Origin of the sequence: Enterobacter cloacae complex sp. 677-3DZ2D5B (assembly GCF_004136695.1) — a bacterium.
GTDB classification, from domain to species: domain Bacteria; phylum Pseudomonadota; class Gammaproteobacteria; order Enterobacterales; family Enterobacteriaceae; genus Enterobacter; species Enterobacter hormaechei_C.
In genome coordinates, this window is record NZ_QFLS01000005.1 from 82,779 (window position 1) to 109,049 (window position 26,271).

23 protein-coding genes and 1 riboswitch are annotated in these 26,271 nt (G+C 54.9%); of the genes, 12 read left to right on the plus strand and 11 right to left on the minus strand.

Going from position 1 to position 26,271, the window contains the following annotated elements:
* Positions 1–16: 16 nt before the first annotated feature.
* Positions 17–916: a lipid kinase YegS gene (yegS, locus tag DD597_RS07630; RefSeq protein WP_003859233.1), complete on the plus strand. Its 900-nt coding sequence runs from the start codon at positions 17–19 to the stop codon at positions 914–916.
* A gap of 397 nt (positions 917–1,313) precedes the next feature.
* On the opposite strand, the gene fbaB is transcribed toward yegS, so the two are convergent.
* Positions 1,314–2,366, minus strand: coding sequence for a class I fructose-bisphosphate aldolase (fbaB, locus tag DD597_RS07635; RefSeq protein WP_000129585.1), 1,053 nt, complete (start codon positions 2,364–2,366; stop codon positions 1,314–1,316).
* Between the two features lie 248 nt (positions 2,367–2,614).
* On the opposite strand from fbaB, the gene DD597_RS07640 reads away from it, so the two are divergent.
* Genes DD597_RS07640 through DD597_RS07650 form a run of 3 tightly spaced genes read left to right on the plus strand, consistent with a single transcriptional unit; the run spans position 2,615 to position 5,843 of the window.
* Complete coding sequence (locus tag DD597_RS07640) at positions 2,615–3,892, plus strand: nucleoside permease (RefSeq protein ID WP_003859236.1); 1,278 nt, start codon at positions 2,615–2,617, stop codon at positions 3,890–3,892.
* Positions 3,889–4,893, plus strand: a complete 1,005-nt coding sequence (locus DD597_RS07645; protein WP_003859238.1) for an ADP-ribosylglycohydrolase family protein — start codon at positions 3,889–3,891, stop codon at positions 4,891–4,893. Before DD597_RS07640 ends, DD597_RS07645 begins: the two co-directional genes overlap by 4 nt.
* Positions 4,890–5,843 carry a PfkB family carbohydrate kinase gene (locus DD597_RS07650; protein ID WP_045337646.1) on the plus strand — a complete coding sequence of 318 codons (954 nt, stop codon included), beginning with the start codon at positions 4,890–4,892 and terminating at the stop codon, positions 5,841–5,843. Before DD597_RS07645 ends, DD597_RS07650 begins: the two co-directional genes overlap by 4 nt.
* On the opposite strand, the gene DD597_RS07655 is transcribed toward DD597_RS07650, so the two are convergent.
* Genes DD597_RS07655 through thiM form a run of 3 tightly spaced genes read right to left on the minus strand, consistent with a single transcriptional unit; the run spans position 5,817 to position 8,173 of the window.
* A complete protein-coding gene (locus DD597_RS07655; RefSeq protein ID WP_129256070.1) occupies positions 5,817–6,563 on the minus strand; it encodes a GntR family transcriptional regulator in 747 nt (248 codons plus the stop codon). The two genes, DD597_RS07650 and DD597_RS07655, sit on opposite strands and share 27 nt — an antisense overlap.
* Before the next feature lie 42 nt (positions 6,564–6,605).
* Positions 6,606–7,406, minus strand: coding sequence for a bifunctional hydroxymethylpyrimidine kinase/phosphomethylpyrimidine kinase (gene thiD / locus DD597_RS07660; RefSeq protein WP_129256071.1), 801 nt, complete (start codon positions 7,404–7,406; stop codon positions 6,606–6,608).
* Positions 7,403–8,173 carry a hydroxyethylthiazole kinase gene (gene thiM, locus DD597_RS07665; RefSeq protein ID WP_003859245.1) on the minus strand — a complete coding sequence of 257 codons (771 nt, stop codon included), beginning with the start codon at positions 8,171–8,173 and terminating at the stop codon, positions 7,403–7,405. The genes thiD and thiM overlap by 4 nt, the downstream gene beginning before the upstream one ends.
* Before the next feature lie 35 nt (positions 8,174–8,208).
* Positions 8,209–8,305: riboswitch (TPP riboswitch) on the minus strand.
* A gap of 615 nt (positions 8,306–8,920) precedes the next feature.
* On the opposite strand from thiM, the gene DD597_RS25290 reads away from it, so the two are divergent.
* From DD597_RS25290 to DD597_RS07685, 4 genes are all read left to right on the plus strand, one after another.
* On the plus strand, positions 8,921–9,976 hold the full coding sequence (locus tag DD597_RS25290; protein WP_129256072.1) for a YadA-like family protein: 1,056 nt from the start codon (positions 8,921–8,923) through the stop codon (positions 9,974–9,976).
* A gap of 184 nt (positions 9,977–10,160) precedes the next feature.
* Entirely contained in the window at positions 10,161–10,604 is a 444-nt protein-coding gene (locus tag DD597_RS07675; protein ID WP_003859249.1) for a hypothetical protein, read from the plus strand.
* Between the two features lie 311 nt (positions 10,605–10,915).
* Positions 10,916–12,292: a diaminobutyrate--2-oxoglutarate transaminase gene (locus DD597_RS07680; RefSeq protein WP_003859250.1), complete on the plus strand. Its 1,377-nt coding sequence runs from the start codon at positions 10,916–10,918 to the stop codon at positions 12,290–12,292.
* 18 nt (positions 12,293–12,310) lie between these two features.
* Complete coding sequence (locus DD597_RS07685; protein ID WP_129256073.1) at positions 12,311–13,777, plus strand: aspartate aminotransferase family protein; 1,467 nt, start codon at positions 12,311–12,313, stop codon at positions 13,775–13,777.
* 44 nt (positions 13,778–13,821) lie between these two features.
* Here DD597_RS07685 and DD597_RS07690 read toward each other — a convergent pair whose 3' ends face one another.
* Genes DD597_RS07690 through DD597_RS07700 form a run of 3 tightly spaced genes read right to left on the minus strand, consistent with a single transcriptional unit; the run spans position 13,822 to position 17,608 of the window.
* The gene (locus DD597_RS07690) at positions 13,822–16,020 is read right to left on the minus strand and encodes a polysaccharide biosynthesis tyrosine autokinase (RefSeq protein ID WP_129256074.1); all 2,199 of its coding nucleotides are present in this window, start codon (positions 16,018–16,020) and stop codon (positions 13,822–13,824) included.
* Entirely contained in the window at positions 16,020–16,469 is a 450-nt protein-coding gene (locus DD597_RS07695) for a protein-tyrosine-phosphatase (protein ID WP_003859256.1), read from the minus strand. The genes DD597_RS07690 and DD597_RS07695 overlap by 1 nt, the downstream gene beginning before the upstream one ends.
* Positions 16,469–17,608: a polysaccharide export protein gene (locus DD597_RS07700; RefSeq protein WP_045331179.1), complete on the minus strand. Its 1,140-nt coding sequence runs from the start codon at positions 17,606–17,608 to the stop codon at positions 16,469–16,471. The genes DD597_RS07695 and DD597_RS07700 overlap by 1 nt, the downstream gene beginning before the upstream one ends.
* Before the next feature lie 481 nt (positions 17,609–18,089).
* Between DD597_RS07700 and DD597_RS07705 the strand changes: the two genes are divergently transcribed.
* Together DD597_RS07705 and DD597_RS07710 are read left to right on the plus strand one after the other, a co-directional pair.
* Positions 18,090–18,422 carry an RcnB family protein gene (locus DD597_RS07705; protein ID WP_003859260.1) on the plus strand — a complete coding sequence of 111 codons (333 nt, stop codon included), beginning with the start codon at positions 18,090–18,092 and terminating at the stop codon, positions 18,420–18,422.
* The gene (locus tag DD597_RS07710; protein ID WP_032609688.1) at positions 18,373–18,852 is read left to right on the plus strand and encodes a GNAT family N-acetyltransferase; all 480 of its coding nucleotides are present in this window, start codon (positions 18,373–18,375) and stop codon (positions 18,850–18,852) included. The genes DD597_RS07705 and DD597_RS07710 overlap by 50 nt, the downstream gene beginning before the upstream one ends.
* An 89-nt stretch (positions 18,853–18,941) precedes the next feature.
* Here DD597_RS07710 and apbC read toward each other — a convergent pair whose 3' ends face one another.
* On the minus strand, positions 18,942–20,051 hold the full coding sequence (apbC, locus tag DD597_RS07715) for an iron-sulfur cluster carrier protein ApbC (protein WP_003859263.1): 1,110 nt from the start codon (positions 20,049–20,051) through the stop codon (positions 18,942–18,944).
* A gap of 137 nt (positions 20,052–20,188) precedes the next feature.
* On the opposite strand from apbC, the gene metG reads away from it, so the two are divergent.
* The gene (metG, locus tag DD597_RS07720) at positions 20,189–22,222 is read left to right on the plus strand and encodes a methionine--tRNA ligase (RefSeq protein WP_015572338.1); all 2,034 of its coding nucleotides are present in this window, start codon (positions 20,189–20,191) and stop codon (positions 22,220–22,222) included.
* A gap of 109 nt (positions 22,223–22,331) precedes the next feature.
* Here the strand turns inward: metG and DD597_RS07725 are convergent, their stop codons facing one another.
* From DD597_RS07725 to DD597_RS07735, 3 genes are read right to left on the minus strand one after another with little or no spacing between them, the layout of a single operon-like run.
* Positions 22,332–22,802 (minus strand): DUF1456 family protein, encoded by a 471-nt coding sequence (locus DD597_RS07725; RefSeq protein WP_003859267.1) that lies wholly within the window; start codon positions 22,800–22,802, stop codon positions 22,332–22,334.
* A gap of 46 nt (positions 22,803–22,848) precedes the next feature.
* On the minus strand, positions 22,849–23,568 hold the full coding sequence (btsR, locus tag DD597_RS07730; RefSeq protein ID WP_003859268.1) for a two-component system response regulator BtsR: 720 nt from the start codon (positions 23,566–23,568) through the stop codon (positions 22,849–22,851).
* Positions 23,562–25,247, minus strand: a complete 1,686-nt coding sequence (locus DD597_RS07735; RefSeq protein WP_003859271.1) for a sensor histidine kinase — start codon at positions 25,245–25,247, stop codon at positions 23,562–23,564. The genes btsR and DD597_RS07735 overlap by 7 nt, the downstream gene beginning before the upstream one ends.
* Before the next feature lie 218 nt (positions 25,248–25,465).
* Between DD597_RS07735 and mlrA the strand changes: the two genes are divergently transcribed.
* Positions 25,466–26,206 carry an HTH-type transcriptional regulator MlrA gene (mlrA, locus tag DD597_RS07740; protein WP_003859273.1) on the plus strand — a complete coding sequence of 247 codons (741 nt, stop codon included), beginning with the start codon at positions 25,466–25,468 and terminating at the stop codon, positions 26,204–26,206.
* Positions 26,207–26,271: the final 65 nt, after the last annotated feature.

Genomic DNA, 26,271 nt, shown 5'->3' on the forward strand with positions numbered 1-26,271 from the left:
AAAGGGAGCAACCCGGATGGCAACCTATCCAGACAGTTTATTAATTCTTAACGGCAAGAGTGCAGGCAACGATCTGTTGCGCCAGGCGATTACCGAATTGCGTGAAGACGGAGCATGCATACACGTGCGGGTAACGTTTGAAAAAGGCGATGCGGCGCGCTACATCGATGAGGGCATCAGGTTAGGTGTTCAGACCATCATTTCCGGCGGCGGCGACGGAACGATCAACGAGATCGCTGGCGCGCTTATTGATCTCGACACAGCCCATCGCCCGGCGATGGGGATTTTACCGCTCGGTACCGCCAACGATTTTGCCACCAGCGCTGGTATTCCGGAGGATGTAGGAAAAGCGCTACAGCTGGCTATCCTCGGGAAAGCGACCGCCGTCGATATTGCGCAGGTGAATGAAAGAACCTGCTTTATCAATATGGCAACGGGCGGTTTCGGCACGCGGATCACCAGCGAAACACCGGAAAAACTGAAAGCCGCGCTGGGCGGCGTTTCGTATCTCATCCATGGCCTAATGCGCATGGACACCCTCAAGCCCGACAGCTGTGAAATTCACGGTGAGAACTTCCACTGGCAGGGCGACGCGCTGGTGATTGGTATCGGCAACGGGCGGCAGGCGGGGGGCGGTCAGCAGCTTTGCCCGGAAGCATTGATCAACGACGGTCAACTACAGCTGCGTATTTTTACCGGCGACGGGCTGCTGCCTGCGCTGTTTACGACGCTGACGCAGCCAGAGGAGAGCCCCAATATCATCGACGGGAAATCCGCGTGGTTTGAAGTGATCGCCCCACACGGCATGACCTTTAACCTCGACGGAGAGCCGCTCAGCGGCGAGCGATTCCGCATTGAGGTGTTGCCCGGGGCGTTGCAGTGCCGATTGCCGCCGGACTGCGTGCTGTTGCGCTGATTTTTTACAGCGTGCGCGATAATGCCCTCTCCCCACAGGGCTGAGGGTTCCCCAGTAATTTGAAAGCAAAAGCGATAACGTTGCCTCAGAATAACTGAGGGCTTTCAGCGATGCCTCGGTCCGGCTGTAAATCGCTGAGGCGTTTCCTGTAGGCCGGGGCGAGGCGCAGGGATGCGCCGAGAGGGCGGGCTGTACAGGGATGTTACTTCCGCCCGTCCCCGATAAGCCGGAAGGAATAAGCCGAAGGGACCGCGAAGCGGCGATTTACCGCCGGGAGCCCGGGTCGCCAGGGTGGTGGCGACTGAGCCACCCTCTCCCTCAAGGGAGAGGGGGCCGTTTGTGCAGGCATTATTTTGTGAGGAACCCTCAGCCCACGGGGGAGAGGGATACGGTGGCGTCAGGCAATCGTGACTTTACTGTCCAGATAGACATCCTGAACCGCATTAATCAGCTTCACGCCGTCGGCCATGGATTTTTTAAACGCCTTACGGCCCAGGATCAGCCCCATACCGCCCGCACGTTTGTTAATGACCGCCGTGCGCACCGCGTCGGTCAGGTCGGTTTCACCGCCTGCCGCACCGCCGGAGTTAATCAGCCCGGCGCGGCCCATGTAGCAGTTCGCCAGCTGGTAGCGCACCAGATCGATCGGGTTGTCGCTGGTCAGCTTGCTGTACACGCGGTCGTCGGTATAGCCAAAGTTCACCGCTTTATAGCCGCCGTTATTCTCGGCCATTTTCTGCTTCACGATGTCCGCGCCGATGGTTGCCGCCAGGTGGTTTGCCTGACCGGTCAGATCCGCTGATACGTGGTAATCCACGCCGTCTTTCTTGAATGACGCGTTACGCAGATAGGCCCACAGCACGGTTACCATGCCCAGCTCGTGGGCACGCTCGAACGCCGCGGAGATTTCTTCAATCTGACGTCGCGACTGTTCAGAGCCGAAATAGATGGTTGCCCCGACCGCCACCGCGCCCATGTTGAACGCCTGCTCGACGCTGGCGTACAGCGTCTGGTCATATTCGGTTGGGTAGCTCAGGGTTTCGTTGTGGTTCAGCTTGACGAGGAACGGAATGCGGTGAGCATAGCGGCGAGAAACGGAGGCCAGCACGCCATACGTCGATGCCACACAGTTACACCCTGCTTCAATCGCCAGCTCGACAATGTTTTTCGGGTCAAAGTAGAGCGGGTTAGCAGCAAACGACGCTCCCGCCGAGTGCTCTACGCCCTGGTCAACGGGCAGAATGGAGAGATAGCCGGTCCCGCCCAGACGGCCGGTATTGTAAAGCGTCTGCATGTTTCGCAGTACGGCAGGCGGACGGTTGTTGTCGACCATGACCCGGTCTACGTAATCATGGCCAGGCAGATAAAGCTGGTCGGCTGGAATGGTCATACAACGATGCTGTAAAAGGCTGTCGGCGTCTTTGCCAAGCAGCTGCGCAATATCAGTCATAGTGATGCTCCCGTAAGTCCGACATGATGTCGGAGCGTGTGATCCAAGCCCACGTTTTTGCAGGCAGACTAAGCCTGGTACCGACTTAACCTATTTTCCACCATTTGCAACTTTTTTAAGCACAATCTGCTGGCTCGTTTCGTGTACAACATTTTTGTTACACTGATCAAACAATCGCCTTAAAGGTATTTAAAAGGTATTATCACATGGTATGTTACATGCGTACCTCTGACATGCAGGATTAAAAAATGAAAACGAAAGTCCAACTGTCATTCATGATGTTCGTTGAATGGTTTATCTGGGGCGCATGGTTTGTGCCGCTGTGGCTGTGGCTGAGTAAGAGCGGGTTTACCGCCGGGGAAATTGGCTGGTCGTATGCCTGTACCGCGATTGCCGCGATCCTCTCTCCTATCCTGGTCGGCTCGCTGACGGACCGTTTCTTCGCCGCCCAGAAAGTGCTGGCCGTGCTGATGTTCGCTGGCGCGATTCTGATGTATTTCGCAGCGCAGCAAACCCAGTTCAGCACCTTCTTCCCGCTGCTGCTGGCCTACTCCCTGACCTATATGCCGACCATCGCGCTGACCAACAGCATCGCCTTCGCGAACGTCGATGACGTAGAGGCTGATTTCCCGCGCATCCGCGTGATGGGCACCATCGGCTGGATTGCCTCCGGCCTGGCGTGCGGCTTCCTGCCGCAGATGATGGGCTATAGCGACATCTCTGACACCAATATCCCGCTGCTTATGACCGCTGCCAGCTCCCTTCTGCTTGGCGTCTTCGCGCTGTTCCTGCCGAATACCCCGCCGAAGAGTACCGGCAAGCTGGATTTCAAAGTGATGCTGGGGCTGGATGCGCTGATCCTGCTGCGCGATAAAAACTTCCTGGTGTTCTTCTTCTGCTCGTTCCTGTTCGCCATGCCGCTGGCCTTCTACTACATCTTTGCCAACGGCTATCTCACCGAAGTGGGGATGAAAAACGCCACCGGCTGGATGACCCTCGGCCAGTTCTCTGAAATCTTCTTCATGCTCGCTCTGCCGTTCTTTACCAAACGCTTTGGTATTAAGAAGGTCTTGCTGCTGGGTCTGATCACCGCCGCCATTCGCTACGGTTTCTTTGTTTACGGCGGCGCCGAGCAATACTTCACCTACGCCCTGCTGTTCCTCGGCATTCTGCTGCACGGCGTAAGCTATGACTTCTATTACGTCACCGCGTACATCTACGTGGATAAAAAAGCGCCCGTGCATATGCGCAACGCGGCGCAGGGCTTGATCACGCTGTGCTGTCAGGGCTTTGGTAGCCTGCTAGGTTACCGTCTCGGCGGCGTGATGATGGAAAAAATGTTCGCATATAAAGAGCCGGTGAATGGGCTGACCTTCAACTGGGCCGGAATGTGGACGTTTGGTGCAATCATGATTGTGGTGATTGCCGTGCTGTTTATGCTGTTTTTCCGCGAATCGGATAAAGAGATCACCGCAATTGAGGTGGTTGATGGCGATACCGCGCTGACACGAGGGGAAGTTAAATGAAACAAGACCGTATTCTCGGTGCTCTTTACGGGCAGGCGTTAGGGGATGCGATGGGGATGCCGTCGGAGCTGTGGCCGCGCAAGCGGGTGAAAGCGCACTTCGGCTGGATCGACCGTTTCTTACCCGGCCCGGCTGAGAATAATGCCGCCTGTTACTTTAAGCAGGCCGAATTTACGGATGATACGTCGATGGCGCTGTGCCTGGCCGATGCGATTATCGAATGCGAGGGGGAAATTAACCCTGACGTTATCGGTAAGCATATTCTGGACTGGGCGCTGGATTTTGACGCGTTCAATAAGAATGTGCTCGGCCCGACCTCCAAAATTGCCCTGAACGCCATCCGTGACGGCAAGCCGGTGAGCCAGCTGGAGAACAACGGCGTCACCAACGGTGCGGCGATGCGCGCCTCCCCGCTGGGATGCCTGCTGCCGGCCACGCGTCTGGCGCACTTTGTGGAACAGGTTGCGTTAGCCTCCAGCCCGACCCATAAATCGGATCTCGCTATCGCCGGTGCGGTGGTGATCGCCTGGGCGGTTTCACGCGCTATCGACGGCGAGCGCTGGCAGAACATCGCCGATGCCCTGCCGGGTATTGCCCGTGCGGCACAGGAGGCGAACACGACCACCTTCAGCGCATCGCTTTCCGCTCGTATTGAGCTGGCCCTGAAAACCGTGCGCGAAGCCAACGGTACCGAGACCGCCAGCGAGCAGATCTATCAGCTTATTGGCGCAGGCACGAGCACCCTTGAGTCCGTTCCGGCGGCGATTGCGATGGTCGAACTCGCGGGTACCGATCCGAACCGCTGCGCGGTGTTATGCGCCAACCTGGGCGGTGATACTGACACTATCGGCGCGATGGCAACAGCCATCTGCGGCGCGCTGCACGGTGTACAGGCCATTGATCCGGCACTCAAAAACGAACTTGATGCCGTAAACCGGCTCGATTTCGGCCACTACTGTGAAAAACTGCTGCACTTCCGGGAGCACAGGGAGGGCGTATGAGTGCTTTTGCCCGCCGTCTCGAAACCCTTCACGCCACGCGTCCCGTAACGGTGCTCGGCGCGGCGGTCATCGACGTGATTGCCGACGCCTACGCTCTGCCCTGGCGCGGGTGTGATATCGAACTGAAGCAACAGGGAGTGAATATTGGCGGCTGCGCGCTGAATATCGCCATCGCCCTGAAGCGGCTCGGCATTGCTGCGCAAAACGCGCTTCCTGTCGGCCACGGCGTGTGGGCCGATATTATCCGTAACGCCATGGCGAAGCAGGATCTGCACAGCGCCGTGGAAGCGGAAACGGGCGATAACGGCTGGTGCCTGGCGCTGGTGGAGCCTGACGGTGAACGGACCTTTATGTCGTTCAGCGGCGTGGAGAATCAGTGGCAGCAGCGCTGGCTGGACGGGTTAAGCGTGCCGGCAGGGAGCCTGATCTCTTTGTCCGGCTACCAGCTGGCGTCCCCCAGCGGTGAGCTGCTGACGGCCTGGCTGGAAAGTCTTCAGGATGCGACGCTCTTTATCGATTTCGGTCCGCGCATCGCGGATATTCCCGACCCGCTGATGGCAAGGATTATGGCCTGCAAACCGATTGTCTCGCTTAATCGTCAGGAGGCGGAACTTGCCGCAGAATGGCTTGGCGTAAGCGTGGAAGAGCTCGGCACACGGTGGCAGCAGAGGTTTGGCGCTGCGCTGATCGTACGCCATGATAAAGACGGGGCGGTCTGGTATGACGGTGACGCTTCCGGACACGTTCCGGCGTTTCCTGCTACCGTGGTCGATACCATCGGCGCGGGTGACAGCCATGCGGGAGGTACCCTTGCCGGTCTGGCCGCGGGATGGTCACTGCCAGAGGCGGTGCAGCTTGGCAATGCCGTAGCCGCCTGGGTAGTCAGCCATCGCGGTGGCGACTGCGCCCCCACGCGCGAGGCCCTACTCCTCGCACACAAAGACGTATAGGTCGCTGCGGCAGTAGCTGATGCTGTACTCAATTGGCCGGTGCTGTTGATCGAGCGCGACTTGCTTGATCACCAGCACCGGTATCTTATCGTCCATCTTGATATGCGCCTGAAACTCGCTGTCCGGCATCCGGGCGCTGACGCGGGACCGGGTGCGCTGCGGAAAGATATTCTGGCTGCGGAAGTAATCATAAAGCGAGACGCCAATGTCGTCCGGGTTGGGAATTAATCCTACTGGTACCCAGGACTCCTCTATCGATACTGCATCGTCATCCACATAGCGGATGCGCTTAAGCAGAAATACATCACTGTCTGGCGCAAGGGAAAGGTGGCGGGCGATCTCCTCCGGACATTTCACGACGCGTTTATTAACCCACAGCGTGTTGGGCGTTTTGCCCCGCAGCACCACCTGCTGAGAAAACCCGCGCGCCTCTTTTAGCGAATATTCAAAGATATTGTTGATTTGCGTCCCGTATCCACGCGCGCGGGTGACGACGCCAGCCTCTTCCAGCGCCTGCATCGCTTTACGCACCGTAATGCGCGACACACCGGCCAGCTGGCTCAGATCGCGCTCGCCAGGCAAAATATTACCGTGCGCGAGCACGCCGCTGCGTACCGCGTTTTTAACCGTTTCGGCAAATTTCAGGTACAACGGCGTGTTGTCCGGTGCGGCAATTCGTTCCTTGAGTTGAGTAATTAACCGGGTATGCGCTTGTTCCATCTCTGTTTTTCTCTGGCATAAGGTTTTATGCCAGTATACGGCTTACCACCATGCATGAAAATGGTGAACCGGCCCAATACCGTGACCCACTTCCAGAGAATCGGCTTTTGCCAGCGCGTCCGAGAGCCAGATCTTCGCCTCCTGTACCGTATCCGCCCAGTTCGCGTTTCGGGGACGCAGCACCGCCAGCGCCGCCGAGAGCGTACAGCCCGTGCCGTGGGTGTTTTTGGTCTGTACGCGCGGGGCGGTGAAACGTTGCGCACCATCGTGGGTGAAGAGCCAGTCCGGGCTTTCTGCATCATCAAGATGGCCGCCTTTCATCAGCACCGCGCGACACCCCATCGCCAGCAGCGCATTGCCCTGCTCTTTCATTTCACGTTCGTTTTGCGCGTGTGGCGCATCCAGCAGCGCGGCGGCCTCAGGCAGGTTTGGCGTGATCAGCGCCACCTGCGGCAGCAGCTTTTTACGCAGGGTGTCGACGGCCGAGGCGGAGAGCAGCGGATCGCCGCTTTTGGCCAGCATCACGGTATCGAGCACCACGTTTTTTATCTGATAACGTTTGAGACGTTCAGCAACAGCTTCAACAATGTCCGCCTCTGCGAGCATGCCAATTTTGGTGGTGTCGATACGTACATCGCTGAATACCGAATCCAGCTGTGCGGCGACAAAATCCGGCTCAATGCGATACACCGACTGTACACCGCGCGTGTTTTGCGCCACCAGCGCGGTGATAACCGAACATCCGTAAGCGCCGAGCGCAGAGAAGGTTTTCAGGTCTGCCTGGATCCCCGCTCCGCCGCTGGGATCGGTTCCCGCAATAGTCAGGGCATTTATGCGTGTCATACCTGTTCCTCCAGCGCGTAAAGCGCGTCCAGAAACGCGGAGGAAAAGCTGCCGGGCCCCCGGCTTTGAGTCAGGGCAACTGACCCTGCGCGCTTCATGAAGCCGCAGGCAGCCGTCGCGTTATCAAGCCTGTCGCCAGGCAGCGAGCAGCAGGCAGCGACGACCGCCGAGAGCGCACAGCCAGTTCCTACCACGCGGGTCATCAGCGGGTCGCCGCCCGCGACCGTACGGGTTCGCTGACCATCAGTGATATGATCCACTTCTCCTGTGACGACCACAACGGCATGGGTCTGACGGGCGAGCGTCTGCGCAGCGGTCAACGCGCTCGCTGCCGTATCGGTGGAATCAACCCCGCGCCCGCCCGCACTCATTCCGGCAAGGGCGAGGATTTCGGAGGCGTTTCCACGAATGGCCGCAGGTTTAAGGGATAATATTTGCTGGCAAAAACGGGTGCGGAACGCCAGCGCGCCAACCGCAACCGGATCCAGAACCCAGGGTGTGCCCGCGGCTACAGCGCTCTCAATAGCCCGACGCATCGACTGGGCGCGCGGTGCGGTGAGTGTACCCACGTTGATGAGCAGAGCATCGGCAAGCGCGGCAAACTGTTCCGCTTCCTCGGCTTCGATCACCATTGCCGGGGAAGCGCCCAGCGCGAGCAGCACGTTGGCGGTGAAGGTCTGCACGACATCGTTGGTCATACAGTGCGTGAGCGGGGAACGGGTTCGGAATTGATGTAAAACGTGTGAGTCGAGCAGGTCAGGCTGCATGGTTTCGCTCCTGCCGTGCGTGAAGAAGCGATGACCGGGTAGGCATCTGACTTCCCTACGCTGGCATTATCCAGATCAGGTAATACGGGTATTTCTCAGCCTTCACAAAGAAGGGCACCCCGAGTCAAATTACTTATAAAACAGTTACTTACAAAATGGCATTTCGTAGTCATGTAGTGTAACCGGGGGGTAACCCGGGTGCAAGGAGTTTTGGGCTGTCCGTTAACCCCCTGTAACGAACAATAAACGACAAGATATTAACTACGCTCAATATGTATACATTATTGTTCAGTTAATTATCCCGCCATATTTGTTAAGAACTCATTAAATATAATATTCACTTTCTGTGCTGAGAAATTTTATTTTTATCCATAATGACTCACCGGGAGTGATTTTATAAGACAGCCCACCTGCTTTCGTATGAAATAAACTCAGGCATCAATGTAAACATTTATTTTGCAGAAATTTATTTCTGTCAATTACTTAATCTGACCCTCTCATTTCCCTCGTCATTTTCACTTTAATGTTTACATTAATAACAACCGCAAAATGACTTTTACGCCCTCGGAACTATTCATAGTATTTATGACTTAGATCAACATCATTGATCTGCGTTTAATTGATAGTTCACTCGCGTTACTAAATAAGATTTAGACAACCTTCAACCGTTTTTTAAATCCAAAAAATAAAGCTGTTCAGCTTCAGTATTTTCGATAATTAATGATGTGAGCTTTTTAAATGAAATCTATGAATAAAAACTTTACTGCTATTTTTGTAATGGGCATTGTCTTAGCGGGTACAATGAGCCAGGCTGAAGCCGCGAATACGGTTTGGGACGATCAGCAAATCACTAATATTGTAAATGACCATCAGGATCAAATTACACAAAACAACGCTGATAGTATTAACCGTGATAGCGCAACGGATAACCGCTTAACGCAGGTTAACGACGACCTTCAGTCCACAAAACTGGGCGTGTTAGTCGTGGATAAAATGGCTAACGACGCACATCAGAAAGCGTTGCTTGCTGGCGCACTTGCCGATACCGCCAGTCTGAAAAGTGAGACGGCCTTACAGGGTGTGGCGACTAACGGCACAGCCATTATCAACCTTCAACACGTCGATAATATTCAGGATAGCCGCCTTACTGCTCTCGAAAATGCACCTAAACCCATCAACGGTGCAGATGGAGCGAAAGGTGATAAAGGGGATACCGGCGCGACTGGCGCAAAGGGCGATAAAGGGGATACCGGTGTAACTGGCGCGAAGGGTGAAAAAGGCGATGCTGGCGCGACAGGTATGAAAGGTGATAAGGGTGATACTGGCGCACAAGGCATTGCGGGAAGAAACGGTCGCGACGGTGCAGACGGTCATAACGGTAAAGATGGTGTGACAACCACCGTGACACAACGACAGCTGGATACGGCTACCCAGGCGAAGGTCGCTAAAAATAGCCTGGCTGTTACTGCCGCCACGCAGGATCTGCAAGCCACCAGGCAGTCATTACAGGCAATGAATACTAACATCAGCCAGCAATTTAAATCTCTGCGTGATGAAGTGGACAAGAATAAGAAGCAGGCTAATGCCGGTATTTCAGGGGCGATGGCGATGGCGGGTTTGCCACAAGTGCAAACCAATCAGCGCGTCATGTTCTCTGCTGGTGGTGCGACTTACAACGGTGAGAGCGCGCTTGCTGTCGGTGCGTCCGTTAACTTTAATTCCCATGTCATCGCGAAAGTGAGCTTCTCAGATGACACTGCGAATAATATGGGCGCTTCGGTTGGGATTGGTATGGGCTTTTAAAGCGTAAAAAAATCGTCGGGACAAGTATAAAGCCTCATTTTGCGGATGAGCATTTCGTTGATACAAAAAGATGTCTAAATATATTTTTATTTCGGTAGCCCTGTATCTAATGCTGATTTCGGTCGGGATCTGGATCGGCGTGATGTATGTCTCCTGGTATTTGTGTCGTTTTTAAGGCAATAAAATGAAAAAATTAATGATGTTAGTCATAAGTGGTACCGTGCTTGCAGGTTGTGTCTCGCCTGCGCACGCCATAAACGCCCATTATCGCGCTCAATTAGAACGTTCGGGATGCACGCAAATTAGCGCTGGCGATGGCTCTTGCGATGTCAGCAAAACCAAAGCGGAAAACACGGCACAACACGAACCAACGGCATCCGTTCACGATCCCCTGCGTGAAGCCTCGTTCTCGTCGGATACGGTTAACGCCACGCTTTCTAACGGCTTTTTTAGCGCTACCGTGAACGGCAAAAAAGCCAGCGTTAAACGTCTGAATGCGAATTTCTATGAGATCCATGGTAACGGTTTTGTGATATCGATAAGCTTGGATGAAAACGGTATTACGGACGCGTCATGGAATAAAACGAAGGGACGCGAACACGGCGTTTTACGCGTTAGTCAGAAATAAACAGCGTAAGGAGGCTCTCTGCCTCCTTTTCGCCTGCCAATCGCACGATTTGTCACACTCTTTTGTCTGATTTTACAATGCTGACAAATCATACGTAAGCTGCTGTTTTTATTTAGCATAAAGTGCAATCTTCCCCATACAAACGGCGTTCTTCCCTGCCCTGTGCCCTGTGTCACAAAACAGTAAACAAATTAACCATTGAGCCCGGTGACAAAAGGCTCTATATTGGCGGCGTTTTTTTCAGGCCCCATCTGTTTTTTAACTTTTTATTCAATCGTGGCTCATAACGAAGCGGCGGTTGTAGGAGTGATATGATGACGGATAAAGTCCGTATTGACACCGTAGATGCCCACAAAAGCAACGAAACCTATCTGGCCCGTCAGGCCGAATTTGAATCTAACGTCAGGAGTTATCCGCGCAAACTGCCTTTAGCGATCACAAAAGCAGAAGGCGTGTGGATCACCGATGCAGATAATAAAGAATACCTTGACTGTTTAGCAGGCGCAGGCACCCTCGCGCTTGGACACAATCATCCTGATGTGCTGAAAAGCATCCAAAATGTCATTACCAGCGGCTTGCCGTTACATACCCTGGATCTGACCACGCCGCTGAAAGACGCGTTTTCAGAATACCTTCTCTCTCTGTTGCCTGGTCAGGGCAAAGAGTACTGCCTGCAATTCACTGGCCCGTCCGGGGCTGACGCCGTTGAAGCGGCGCTGAAGCTGGCGAAAAAAGTGACCGGTCGTAGCGGTATCATCAGTTTCTCTGGTGGTTACCACGGTATGACCCACGGCGCACTGTCCGTCACCGGCAACCTGTCTCCTAAAGAAGCGGTTGACGGTATGATGCCAGAAGTCCAGTTCATGCCTTACCCACACGAGTACCGTTGCCCACTGGGTATCGGTGGTGAAGCGGGCGTGAAGGCGCTGACCTACTACTTCGAAAATCTGATTAACGACGTTGAAAGCGGCGTGCGTAAACCTGCCGCGGTGATCCTCGAAGCCGTTCAGGGTGAAGGTGGCGTGAACCCGGCACCTGTTGAGTGGTTGCAGCGCATCCGTAAAGTCACTCAGGAACACGGTATCCTGCTGATCCTCGACGAAGTCCAGGCTGGCTTTGCCCGTACCGGTAAATTCTTTGCCTTCGAACACGCAGGTATCGAGCCAGACATCATCGTGATGTCTAAAGCAGTCGGTGGCGGTCTGCCGCTGGCCGTGCTCGGTATCAAAAAGCAGTTCGATGCATGGGCGCCAGGCCACCATACCGGTACCTTCCGCGGCAACCAGCTGGCGATGGCAACCGGTCTGACGACGCTGAAGATCCTGAAAGACCAGAATATCGCGAGCAAAGTGGCCGCACAGGGCGAATGGCTGAAAGGCCAGCTGAAAGAGATGGCGAAACGCTATCCGGTTATCGGTCACGTTCGCGGTCTGGGCATGATGATCGGTATTGAGATCGTTAAGCCGCACGAAGCCGCTGACCACATGGGTTGCTTCCCGGGCGACGGCGAGCTGTCTGCACTGATTCAGAAGAAGTGCTTCGAAGCAGGCTTGATTCTGGAGCGTGGCGGCCGTAACGGTATCGTTCTGCGTCTGCTGCCTTCTCTGCTGATCAGCGATGACGAGCTGAAAGTCTTCCTGGATAAATTCGAGCAGGCACTGCTTGCTGCGGGCGTTAGCCCGGCGTAACCGGAGTTATTGATTACGATGTCTGATTCAAACCCAATTTTGTTCTCCTCTGCGCAGAGCATTGAAGCTTACCAGCAGGCGATTGAACAAAGCACTCAGGCTGTGATGCAGTGGCTGAAACAGCCTGAGATGTACCAGGGCAAAACGGTCGCGGAGCTGCGCGACCGTATTAAGCTGGATTTCAACCCGAAAGGGCTGGGTAACGAAGCGGCGATTGAACGCGCCGTGGAGTTCTTCCTGAAAGACAGCTTGTCCGTTCATCACCCGCAGTGCGTGGCGCATCTACACTGCCCAAGCCTGGTGGTTAGCCAGGCGGCGGAAGTACTGATTAACGCCACCAACCAGAGTATGGACTCCTGGGATCAAAGCCCGTCCGCAACCATCATCGAGATCAAACTGATCGAGTGGCTGCGTACCCGCGTGGGTTATCAGGCTGGCGACGCAGGCGTCTTCACCAGCGGCGGTACCCAGAGTAACCTCATGGGGCTGATGCTGGCGCGTGACGCGTTCTTTGCGCGTCAGGGCCATTCTGTTCAGCAGGACGGTCTGACAGGCGATCTGCGTAAGATCCGCGTTCTGTGCTCGGAAAACGCACACTTCTCCGTGCAGAAAAACATGGCGCTGATGGGTCTGGGCTACCAGTCCGTGGTGCAGGTGAAAACGGACGAATTCTCCCGCATGGATCTCACCGATCTGACGGCGAAAATCGAACAGTGCAACGCGAACGGCGAGCAGATCCTGGCGATTGTGGCCACGGCCGGTACGACCGATGCGGGTGCTATCGATCCGCTGCGTGCTATTGCTGAGCTGGCTGCGAAACAGAATATCTGGGTGCACGTTGATGCGGCCTGGGGCGGCGCGCTGCTGATGTCTGAGCAGTATCGTCACTACCTGGACGGTATCGAGCTGGTGGATTCCGTCACCCTGGACTTCCACAAGCAGTTCTTCCAGACCATCAGCTGCGGTGCGTTCCTGCTGAAGGAAGCGCGTCACTATGAGCTGATGCGCTATCAGGCGGCCTATCTGAACTCTGAGTTCGATGAAGAAGCAGGTGTACCTAACCTGGTCTCCAAATCTCTGCAAACCACGCGCCGTTTCGACGCGCTGAAACTGTGGATGAGCCTGGAAGCGCTGGGTCAGGAGCAATACGCGGCAATCATCGATCACGGCGTGACGCTGGCACAGCAGGTTGCGGCTTACGTGAAAGAGCAGTCTGCTCTGGAACTGGTGATGCAACCCCAGCTGGCAAGCGTGCTGTTCCGCTTCCGTCCGCAGGCGCAAATGGATGACGCCGGTATTGCCCTGCTGAACCAGAAAATTGGCGATGCGCTGCTGGAGTCTGGCCGTGCAAACGTCGGTGTGACCGAGCATAACGGTATCACCTGCCTGAAGCTGACTCTGCTGAACCCAACCGTGACGCTGGAGGATGTTAAAGTCCTGCTGTCTCTGGTTGAGCGTACCGCGCAGGAAGTGATGGCGAAGTAATGCTTATCCCTCTCCCACCCGGGAGAGGGATTGTTTTTCCCGCGCTAACGCCTGTCTCCTTTTTTCCTCGAAGCATAACCGTAATCACACTGGCTGTACCCCGAGCTGTAAAACAGCGCTGCGGATTTAACAATATCGTTGAGGATTGTGCCGCTGACCTTCACACCAACATGCTGGAGACGTTTAACAGTATTCTCCATCTCTTTCACGCTGGTTTTATCGAAACGGGCAACCATTAGCGTTGTTCCGGCTGCTCTGGCGACCAGCGAGGCATCGGTGACGGCCAGGACCGGCGGAGTATCAATGATGACAATGTCATATTGCTCGTTAACCCAGGACATGATGTCAAGGAAGCGTTCGCTTAACAGCAATTCTAACGGACGCAGGGGTTCCGGGCCGCAGGTGATGACGTCAATTCCCGCTTTTTCAGCATGCTGAATGACCTCTGTAAAGTCGCATTTCCCTTCGAGCAGGCAGGACAATCCGTAGCGGTTCTCCAGGCCAAAAATATTATGAACATAGCCCTGGCGCATATCCGCATCAATAAACAGCACCCGCTGACCGCTCTGCCCGGCGACGGCCGCCAGATTCGTCGCCACCAGCGTTTTTCCGCAGTCCTGAGTGGGGCCAGAAATCATCACAATGCGGTTCTCAGCCTCCATCATGGCGAAATACAGACTGGTTCGCAGCCCGCGTACCGCTTCAACAAACATATCAGCAGGGCGATCGACGGGCAGGAAAGGCACATCCGAGGTTTTGTGTTTCCAGCGACGAGAGAACGGATTTTTTCTGCGCAAATGCGTTTTACTCCACAGCCACTGGGAACGTGGCAACGTAGCCAGAACCGGCAGCCCCTGCGCTTCCAGCTGCTCGGAAAGCGTGATCCCACGTTTGAACGCCTGGCGTACCAGCACGGTCCCCATTGCGAGCATTAGGCCGAACAGCGCGCCAAGAATGATGATTAACGCTTTTCGCGGCTTTATCGGATCCGGGTGCGTAACCGCCTCATCAATGATCCTCACGTTCCCGACAGCGCTGGAGCGGGAAATATTCAGCTCCTGCTGACGCGTCAATAGCTGTAAATAAATGGTGCGGCCCGACTCAACATCGCGGCTCAGGCGTAAAATCTCCTGCTGCGTGGAGGGCATAGCTGACACACGGTTATTCAGGCGATCCCGTTCCCGCTCAAGGGTCTGTCTCTTTTCATGCAATGCACGATAGGTAGGGTGACTCTTTTTAAAGAGCTGGGAGATCTCTGCCTCCCGGAACGTCAGCTCATTTAGCTGGTTCTCAACGTTCACTACCTGATCCAGTACGGATTTTGCCTCTAAAGACAGATCCACCGAGTCACGCTGCGCCCGATAAGCATTCAGCCGTGCTTCAGCGTGATCCAGATCCGCTCTGATTTTCGGCAACTGCTCTTGTAAAAAATCCAGACTACGAGAATCCTGAGCCTCCTGGCGCGCGATATTTTGCTGAAGATAATTGTCAGCAATCGCATTCAGCACCCGGGCGATGTTGTCAGGATCTTCACCCGTCAGGGTTAAGGTCACGATACCACTCTGTTTCTCCGACTCCGCAACCGTGAGGCTCTTCTTCAGGGCGTTGATCGTCTCCAGCCGCGTCAACGATTTAAGCGAAAATTGCGTGCCTGACGTCGCCTCAATCGACGTCACCAGCAGAACGATCCCTTGCGTGACCAGCGTTTTCCCAACCCGACCGTCTGCCTCAATGTTTTCGCCCGTCAGGTGATATTTTCCCGCTTCCTGTACGGTCAGCGTGAGCTCTTGCGCCTTGCCTTCCACCTGCGGGATCTGGAGTTCGCCTAACGTGATCTTACCCTGCCCACGCCCTTGCAGACGCTGCCAGAGACGCCCCACCACAGGCAAAACGCGCTGCTTTGCCTGCTGCGTCAGACCTAATTTGTCGACGGTCTCGCCGAGGATCATGCGTGATTTCAGCAGTAAAATTTCAGGGGCAACATCCGGCGAAACATCGGTGCCCAGCTGACTCAACCCTTTAAGCAGACTGTTATCCTGTTTGCTTTCTATTTGCACCATGGCATCCGCCTGATAAACAGGGGGCGTAACCCAGGCATAGAGACCGGCGCATAGAGTGAACAGGAATGTTACGCACAGAATCATCGTGCGGTGGTCGATCATCTCGACGAGCAAACGAACGAGATCGACTTCATGTTGTTGGGGTGCCGCTGCACCATAATTGTCTGTTGTGTAAGACGACATTAATGCTTCATTCCTTTCTGACCTAAACGACGTGCCCATTCCTGGCTGGCTTTACCCAATAGCCCGAACACATATTCAAACGCTTCCCGGCTTTTACGGTAGGGATCGGGGATATCCTGCGGCTCCAGCCATTGCCCAAAAAGCAGCGACTTTCCCCTGCTCTCCGGCGCCATGGCCGCAATGAAGCGAAGATGTTCCGGCTCCATCACCAGGATAAGATCGGATCCCTGCATCAGATTGCGTGTCAGCCGGCGCGCCACATGACCGTCGAGGGAGATCCCATGCCGCCAGGCGACGTCCTGGGCGCTGTCATCCGCCGGGCACCCCTCAAGCCCGTATATCCCCGCCGAGGCGATATGTCTGTCGGGCAGGTGCTGGCGTAAAAGCCGCTCCCCAATCGGAGAACGGCAGATATTTCCGGTGCAAACCACGAGTATTGATTTGAACATTATTGCGGCCACGATCTGATGTAACGAACCGTTTCGGTAAGGTCATGCACCCCGCTGATGGTCGGAACAAGCTGTGATATCACGCGATTCCAGCGGGACAGTGGTGCAGTGGTGACATAGACAATGTCATAAGGCTCAAGCTGAAACTCGGTGCCTAACACCATGGCTGATGCGTCCTGAGCATTGAGCTGGTAGATGTTGGCAATTTTCTCTGAACGCTCGCTTTTCGGCAGCGAACGAATGACAAAAATTCCGGTGGCATCGGCCATATTCTGGTTCAGCCCACCCGCATTGCCCAGCGCTTCGGCCAGGGTCATGCCGCTGCGATCCATTTTCAGCGTGCTCTGTTTAACGACCTCGCCCATGACGAACACTTTCAGCGCATCGTTACGGGGGACAAACAGAATATCGCCGGGATAGAGCAGCTTATTTTGGGTGAGATCGCCATGCTGCATCAGCGCATATAGCGAGAGGCGCATATCCTTCCCATTATGCGTCAGCACGACATTGCGCCAGTCCGCGTCGGCAGAGAGCCCCCCTGCGGCGTTCACGGCATCCATTACCGTTAACGGAATATTGGTGATAGCCTGCTGCCCCGACTTCACCACCTCGCCCGTCACATAGGCTTTTTGCGAGCGGAAAGAGGCGACGCTGACGTCCACCTGCGGACTTTCAATGACATTGTTCAGCCGGGCCGTGATCTCCTCGCGTACCCGTGCGACCGTTTTGCCTGCCACCTGCAATTTACCGACATAAGGATAGAAAAGCGTACCGTCGGCATTAACCCAGTTACCGGTGTCACTGGCGCTGCGATACTGCCCTGCCGGGGTTGTCAGTTCAGGGTGATCCCAGACGGTGACGGTCAAAATATCCCCAACGCCGATACGGTATTCCCAGTTTTTGACCTGTTCATCCAGCTTAGGATTTGCCTGAGATTTCAGGGCCGATGGTCGCAATTTTTCAATTAACGAAGGCGTAAGAGGATAAACATCAATCCGCTTCTCCAGACGATCGTTTGCATTTTCTGTGGCCATCACCTGTTTTCCAGCAAGATCCAGATGCTGACCCGGTGAAAATACGCAGCCAGATAATGGCGTAATAATTAAAAACAATATCGAAAAGACTGTTGTGTTTTTCATTGAGTAAAAATATCTTTTTATAGTATTGATTATCGAATACGTACCGAAATGATTCTTTCCATTCTAAAACAACCCCTTACCGCTAAATTAATTAACAGTGATGGCAGTAATATTTAAAAAAACCACAGCATTCCTGCGGCCTGGCTTTTACAGCCATGCATCGTCTGACTTACGGATTAGGAAAGAGGGTTTCGGGCAATCTTAAATGTTCTATTCGTTTAATGCATGCCTGGATCTTTGTAAATTTGCTTTGAAAAAGTTTTTTCAGAATTAATTAATAAACCCATAATTATGTTATCTGCGTAAGCCAATATTTATTCATCGAAGAAATAATTAATGACGGTTGCGACTACACAAAACCGTGCGCTTTTGTTACATTTTTTGCAAACTCACCCTGTGAGGATACTTAAAATGAACTGTCTGCCATCCGTTTGCGGATCTGCACACAAAAAGTATCAGTAACGATATGACTGGAGAAAAAATGGCTAAGCGTAAATTGTTGCTTCTGGGTGTATTAGTGTCACTGGCGGGGGCCGCGCACGCTGCACCGCAAGCGTCGACAGCGCCTTCCGGCATCAAGGCCTACGAAGAACAAGAGTTTATTGCCGATTTTACGAAGTTCAAAATTGGCGACACCGCGCCCGCGCAGTATCAGACGCCCGAGTACACCATCAAACAGTACCAGCTACGTAACCTTCCTGCGCCCGATGCCGGCACACACTGGACCTACATGGGCGAGAATTATGTTCTGATTGGCGATGCCGATGGCAAAATCTACAAAGCCTATAACGGAGATATTTTCTATCACCGCTGATACGATCCTAATCCGTCCGTGGCAGGAGAGCGATCGCCCTTTCCTGCGCACGCTGTTCCTCCACGCCCGGCGTGAAGCCTGGCCGTGGCTGGACAGTTCTGCGTGGCAGCTTGAAGATTTTGACGCGGCAACCCTGGACGAAGAGATTTGGGTGGCGGAGCAGGATGGGCACCGACTTGGCTTTGCCTCAGTCTGGACGAACGATAATTTTCTGCACAACCTGTTTGTCGATCCGCAGTATCAGCGTCTGGGAGTGGGTCATTTGTTACTGGAACAGGTACAGAAGACGTTTACCAGTACAGGCGCGCTGAAGTGTCTGGTGAAGAATGAACGGGCTATTGCGTTTTACCATCGCCACGGCTGGCACATTGAAGCGACGGGAGATTCTCCGGACGGGGAGTATTATTTGATGCACTATCGGCTTGGGTAAAGTCAGGTGGCGCTATGCTTACCTGACCTACAAAATCGAGGTAGGCCGGGTAAGGCAAAGCCGTCACCCGGCACTAACGCGCAGAGGCGTTACACCGCGCGGAAGGCGATTTCACCCGGGATCACTTCCCCCTGCCAGTAGAGCTGCGCCGCAACGCGCCCTGCAAGCTGGCGATACATCTGGGCAAATTCGCTGTCCGGGCGGCTGACCACCGTTGGTTTCCCGCTGTCCAGGTCTTCACGCAAGGAAATATGCAGCGGCATCTGCCCCAGCAGCTGGGTGTGATACTGCGCAGCCAGCTTCTCCGCACCGCCGGTACCAAAGATGGGCTCATGGTGCCCGCAGTTGCTGCAAATATGCATGCTCATGTTCTCGACGATACCCAGTACCGGCACCTCTACCTTCTCGAACATGACGATGCCTTTTTTGGCGTCGATCAGCGCGATATCCTGCGGCGTGGTGACTACGACGGCGCCGGTAACCGGAATGTTCTGCGCCAGCGTCAGCTGGATATCACCGGTGCCCGGCGGCATGTCCAGCACCAGATAATCGAGGTCAGGCCACATTGTCTCCTGCAACATTTGCAGCAGCGCTTTGCTGGCCATCGGGCCACGCCAGACCATCGCGTTATCGTCAGTAACCAGATATCCAATGGAGTTGGTCGCCAGACCGTGCGCCACGATTGGCGCCATGTGGGTGCCGTCCGGCGAAGTTGGACGCTGGTTTTCCGCCCCCAGCATGTTTGGAATGGACGGGCCATAGATATCCGCATCCAGAATGCCGACCTTCGCCCCTTCTGCCGCCAGTGCAAGCGCCAGATTCACGGCGGTAGATGATTTACCCACCCCGCCCTTGCCAGAGCTGACGGCGATGATGTTCTTCACGCCGTTAACGCCCGGCTGATTTTTCACGCGCTTGAGCGTGGCGATGCTGTGGCTTAGCTTCCAGTCAATTGCTTTTGCGCCGGTAATGCGCAGCAGCTCAGAGCTGGTTTGCTCTTTCAGGGCATCAAAGGCGCTGGTCCAGACGAACGGCATCTGTAGCTCGATGTGAAGCGTATCGTCCAGCCATGCGACGTGATGAAGCGCTTTCAGCGTCGTGAGATTGTGCTTCAGGGTTGGATGCTGAAAATTAGCCAGCGTCCCGGCGACCATTGCTCGTAAGGCTTCCGGTGATTTGGCCTGGGATTGAGAACTCATCCCGACTCCTTTGTTCTTGTGAATAAGACCTTAGACAAACAAGTTTACCTGAAAGGCCGCGGTTTGTGCTTACTTAATAATGCCCCTTTTGGTAATATCGAAAACCCTTTTCACAGTTAAAAGAAGTAATGCCTACTATGACTCAAGTCGCGAAAAAAATTCTGGTAACGTGCGCCCTGCCGTACGCCAACGGCTCAATCCACCTCGGCCACATGCTGGAGCATATCCAGGCTGATGTCTGGGTCCGTTACCAGCGAATGCGCGGCCACGAGGTGAACTTTATCTGTGCGGACGATGCCCACGGCACGCCGATCATGCTGAAAGCGCAGCAGCTGGGCATTTCCCCGGAACAGATGATCGCCGAAATGAGTCAGGAGCATCAGACCGATTTTGCTGGCTTTGACATCAGCTATGACAACTATCACTCCACACACAGCGACGAAAACCGCGAGCTGTCAGAGCTGATCTACACCCGTCTGAAAGAGAACGGTTTCATTAAAAACCGCACCATTTCTCAGCTGTACGATCCGGAAAAAGGCATGTTCCTGCCGGACCGTTTCGTTAAAGGCACCTGTCCGAAATGTAAATCCCCGGACCAGTACGGCGATAACTGCGAAGTGTGCGGCGCGACCTACAGCCCCACCGAGCTTATCGAACCGAAATCCGTGGTTTCCGGCGCGACGCCGGTGATGCGTGACTCCGAGCACTTCTTCTTCGACCTGCCGTCGTTCAGCGAAATGCTGAAGGCGTGGACCCGCAGCGGTGCATTGCAGGAGCAGGTCGCGAACAAAATGCAGGAGTGGTTCGAATCCGGTCTGCAACAATGGGATATCTCCCGCGATGCGCCATACTTTGGCTTCGAAATCCCGAACGCGCCGGGCAAATATTTCTACGTCTGGCTGGATGCGCCGATTGGCTACATGGGCTCCTTCAAGAATCTGTGTGACAAGCGCGGCGACACCGTAAGCTTCGACGAATACTGGAAGAAAGATTCCGATGCCGAGCTGTATCACTTCATCGGTAAAGACATCGTTTACTTCCACAGCCTGTTCTGGCCAGCAATGCTGGAAGGCAGCAACTTCCGCAAGCCGACCAACCTGTTCGTACATGGCTACGTAACGGTGAACGGCGCGAAGATGTCTAAATCTCGCGGGACGTTTATTAAGGCCAGCACCTGGCTGAACCACTTCGACGCGGACAGCCTGCGCTACTACTACACCGCGAAGCTCTCTTCCCGCATCGACGATATCGACCTGAACCTGGAAGATTTCGTGCAGCGCGTGAACGCGGACATCGTCAACAAGGTGGTGAACCTGGCGTCCCGTAACGCAGGTTTTATCGCCAAACGCTTTGACGGCGTGCTTTCTGCCGAACTGGCCGATCCTGAGCTGTATAAAACCTTCACCGACGCCGCCGCTGCGGTTGGCGAGGCCTGGGAAAGCCGCGAATTCGGTAAAGCCATTCGCGAAATCATGGCGCTGGCAGACGTGGCCAACCGCTATGTGGACGAGCAGGCGCCGTGGGTGGTGGCGAAACAGGAAGGTCGCGACGCCGACTTGCAGGCGATCTGCACCATGGGTCTGAACATGTTCCGCGTGCTGATGACCTGGCTGAAGCCGGTTCTGCCGCAGCTGGCAGCCCGCGCGGAAGCATTCCTGAACACCGAACTGACCTGGGATGCCATCCAGCAGCCGCTGCTCGGCCACAAGGTGAACACCTTCAAGGCGCTGTATAACCGCATCGAGATGAAGCAGGTTGACGCGCTGGTGGAAGCATCCAAAGAAGAGGTGAAAGCGGCTGCCGCACCGGTGACCGGCCCGCTGGCGGACGATCCGATTCAGGAGACCATCACCTTTGATGATTTCGCTAAAGTCGACCTGCGCGTGGCGCTGATCGAAAACGCGGAGTTCGTGGAAGGCTCTGACAAACTGCTGCGTCTGACGCTGGATCTGGGCGGCGAGAAACGTAACGTCTTCTCCGGCATTCGTTCCGCGTACCCTGATCCGCAGGTGCTGATCGGTCGTCAGACCGTGATGGTGGCAAACCTGGCGCCGCGTAAAATGCGCTTCGGCATCTCCGAAGGGATGGTGATGGCCGCAGGCCCGGGCGGAAAAGACATCTTCCTGTTAAGCCCTGACGAAGGCGCGAAGCCGGGTCAGCAGGTGAAGTAATAAAAAAGCCGGATGAGAATCCGGCTTTTTTTTGCCTGGCGGCGCTACGCTTGCACGGGCCGACGGGTTTTGTAGGCCGGGTCAGGCGAAGCCGCCATCCGGCTAAAAATCACCCCTTCTGGTTATGCACCCGCTGCGTCAACCCACGCAGGAAATAACGCAGAAATTGATCCCCACACTCGCGGTAATTCTTATGATCCGGCGCGCGCATCATGGCGGTGATTTCCGGCATCGACACGCGAAATTTCTGCTCGGTCATGATCGCCAGAATGTCGTCAGTTTTCAGGCAGAAAGCAATACGCAGCTTTTTCAGCACCGTGTTGTTATTCACCCGACGCTCCAGCGCCAGCTCAGGAGCAGATTCATCTTTGCCGCGCTTGTCGTAGATCAGGCCGTTCAGAAAGCCCGACAGAATGATGTCCGGGCAGCGAACAAAACCCTCTTCATCTTCTTTAGTCATCCAGGTGTCGAACCCGGCGGACGTGGATTCCATGTCGGAGAGCGCAAGAATGCGCACCATGTCATTATTGTTCGCTTTCAGGGTGTAGCGCAGGCTACGAAGAATATCGTTACTTAGCATAGAGCCTTCGAATGTCGATGATGCAATGGCGCGCAGTGTACCAGTTTTACAGCCCTATCGCCTCTTTCAAACTTTTCAGGTAGCGACGACTGACGGGAACGGTTTGCCCGGCACGTAACACCAGCTCGGCCTGGCCGTTATCTTCCAGGCGGATCTCCTTCAGGTGCGCCATGTTCACCAGATACTGACGATGGCAGCGGATCAGCGGCGTGCGGCTCTCCAGCGTGCGCAGGGTCAGCTCGGTAAAGCCTTCGTTGCCTTCGGCGCTGGTGACGTATACCCCGCTCAGACGGCTGCTGACAAAAGCAACGTCGTCCATTTGCAGAAGGTAAATCCGGCTGTGCCCGGTACAGGGGATAAACTTCAGGGGCTGCTGATGCTCCGGCAGCAGCGTCACGTCCTGCGCGGTACGCTCCTGGCGCAGACGGGTCAGGGTCTTTTCAAGCCGTTTCTCTTCAATCGGTTTCAGCAGATAATCAAACGCGTGCTCTTCAAACGCCTTTACCGCGTACTCATCAAAGGCCGTCAGAAAGACGATATAGGGACGGTGCTCTGGGTCGAGCATGCCGACCATCTCCAGCCCGCTGATGCGCGGCATCTGAATATCGAGGAACAACACGTCAGGGCGCAGTTTATGCACCGCACCGATGCCTTCAATGGCATTGGCACATTCCCCCACAACCTCGATATCATTCTGCTCCTGCAACAGGACACGCAGGTTTTCCCGTGCTAACGGCTCATCATCAACAATCAGCACTCTTAACATGCGTTCTCCTCCAGCGGCAATCGTAAGGTAATTCGGGTATAGCGGTCTGGCTCACAGGCGACGGTGATACCGCAGTCGTCACCAAAATGCGCGCGCAGGCGTTTATCCACCAGGCTCATGCCCAGACCGCCTGACGCGGAAGCTTCATACAGCCCCGCGTTGTCTTCAATATCCAGCACCAGATGGTGGTTAAAACGGGACGCGGAAATCATGATTTCTCCGGTACCCAGCAGCTGCGAGGTCCCATGCTTAATGGCGTTCTCTACAATCGGTTGCAGGGTAAAGGCCGGAAGATGCTGATACGCCAGCTCATCCGGGACGGATAACGACACCTGTAAACGTGACTGGAAGCGCGCTTTTTCAATTTGCAGATAGGCGTTTACATGCTCAATCTCGTCCGCGAGGGTGACGATCTCCGAGGGACGCTTCAAATTTTTGCGGAAAAAGGTCGACAGAAATTGCACCAGCTGCGCGGCCTGATCGCTGTCGCGGCGGATCACTGCCTTCAGCGTGTTAAGCGCGTTAAACAGGAAATGCGGATTCACCTGAGCGTGCAGGAGCTTAATTTCTGACTGCGTCAGCAGCGCTTTTTGCCGTTCATACTGCCCCGCCAGGATTTGCGCCGAAAGCAGCTGGGCGATCCCCTCCCCCAGCGTGCGGTTGATGGAGCTGAACAGGCGGTTTTTGGCTTCGTAAAGCTTAATGGTGCCCATAACGCGCTGATTTTCGCCCCGCAGGGGAATGACCAGCGTAGAGCCGAGTTTGCACTGCGGATGCAGGGAACAGCGGTACGGCACTTCATTCCCGTCGGCATACACCACTTCACCCGTTTCAATAGCGCGCAGGGTATAGGCCGATGAGATCGGTTTGCCCGGCAGATGGTGGTCGTCGCCGGTGCCGGTAAACGCCAGCAGCTTTTCGCGATCGGTAATCGCCACGGCCCCGATATCCAGCTCTTTATACAGCACCTGCGCCACCTTCATGCTGTTCTCCTCGTTGAATCCCTGCCGCAGGATCCCTTCCGTCGACGCCGCAACTTTTAAGGCGGTGGCAGAAAATGCCGAGGTGTATTTTTCGAACATGGCGCGTTTGTCGAGCAGAATGCGCATAAACAGCGCCGCACCTACGGTATTGGTGACCATCATCGGTGCGGCAATACTGCTGACCAGATGTAACGCATCGTCAAACGGGCGCGCGATCAGCAGGATGATCGCCATCTGCGCCATTTCCGCCACGAAGGTGATCGCCCCGGCGGTAAGGGGACTGAACACTTTATCCGGCCGTCCGCGCTTAATCATATAGCTGTGGACGAGACCACCGAGCAGCCCTTCGACAATGGTGGAGATCATGCAGCTTAGCGCCGTCATACCGCCCATCGAATAGCGGTGCAGGCCGCCGGTTAACCCCACCAGACCGCCGACAACCGGGCCTCCGAGCAGCCCGCCCATTACCGCGCCGATGGCGCGCGTATTGGCGATGGAATCCTCAATATGGAGACCAAACCAGGTCCCCATAATGCAGAATATGGAAAATACGACGTAGCAGAGGAATTTGTGCGGCAGACGGACGGTGACCTGCATCAGCGGGATAAACAGGCGCGTTTTGCTCATCAACCAGGCGATGACAAGGAACACGCACATCTGCTGAAGCAACAGCAGCACCAGATTAAACTCGTACATACTCACAAACCGCACATTCTAAAAACGCGTAACATACACTGATAGCGGTTAACTTTCTTTGAAACGTGCCAAAAAAGCGATAAATCGTGTCCGTCATCACACCTTTTGCCGGAGATAACCTGTCTTTCGTATAATTTGTACAAAAAAGAATCAAATCTTCCTGGTTCCGCAAAGTGGGTCTACAGTTAAGCTGGGGACGCGCAAGCCTGGGGGCGAAAATGGCGCTTTACACAATAGGTGAAGTGGCACTCCTGTGTGATATCAATCCCGTTACGCTACGGGCGTGGCAGCGACGGTATGGATTGCTTAAGCCGCAAAGAACGGACGGCGGGCACCGCCTGTTTAACGATGCGGATATTGACCGGATCCGCGAGATCAAAAGCTGGATCGACAACGGCGTACAGGTCGGCAAGGTAAAATCGCTTCTAAGCCAGGACGATCCTGATACGCAGCATCTCTGGCGCGAGCAGCAGGAAACCCTGCTGAGGCTGTTGCAGAGTGGCAATTTGCAGCGTCTGCGCGGCTGGATCAAAGAACAGGGTCGAGACTACCCGGCGCAAACCCTGATCACTCATCTTTTTATTCCCCTACGGCGTCGGCTTCAGTGTCAGCAAACCACCTTACAGGCGCTGCTCAGCATGCTTGATGGCGTGCTGATTAACTATATTTCCGTCTGTCTTGCCTCAGCGCGGAATAAAAACAGCAAAGATGCACTGGTGATCGGCTGGAACGTACACGATACCACCCGGCTGTGGCTCGAAGCCTGGATTGCCACCCAGCAGGGCTGGCGCGTTGACGTGCTTGCCCACTCCCTGGCCCAGCTCAGGCCGGAACTGTTTGAGGGACAGACGCTGCTGGTCTGGTGCGGCGAAGTCCCCTCCGCTTCCCAGCAGCAGCTCCTTACGGAGTGGCGCGAACATGGTTATCCCGTTTACTCACTGGGTCCAAATGCGTCGTAACGGCATTTAATGGTTCATTAACAGCTGCGCTTCACCGTATAATTGTTCCGTTAACAACAGGAGCA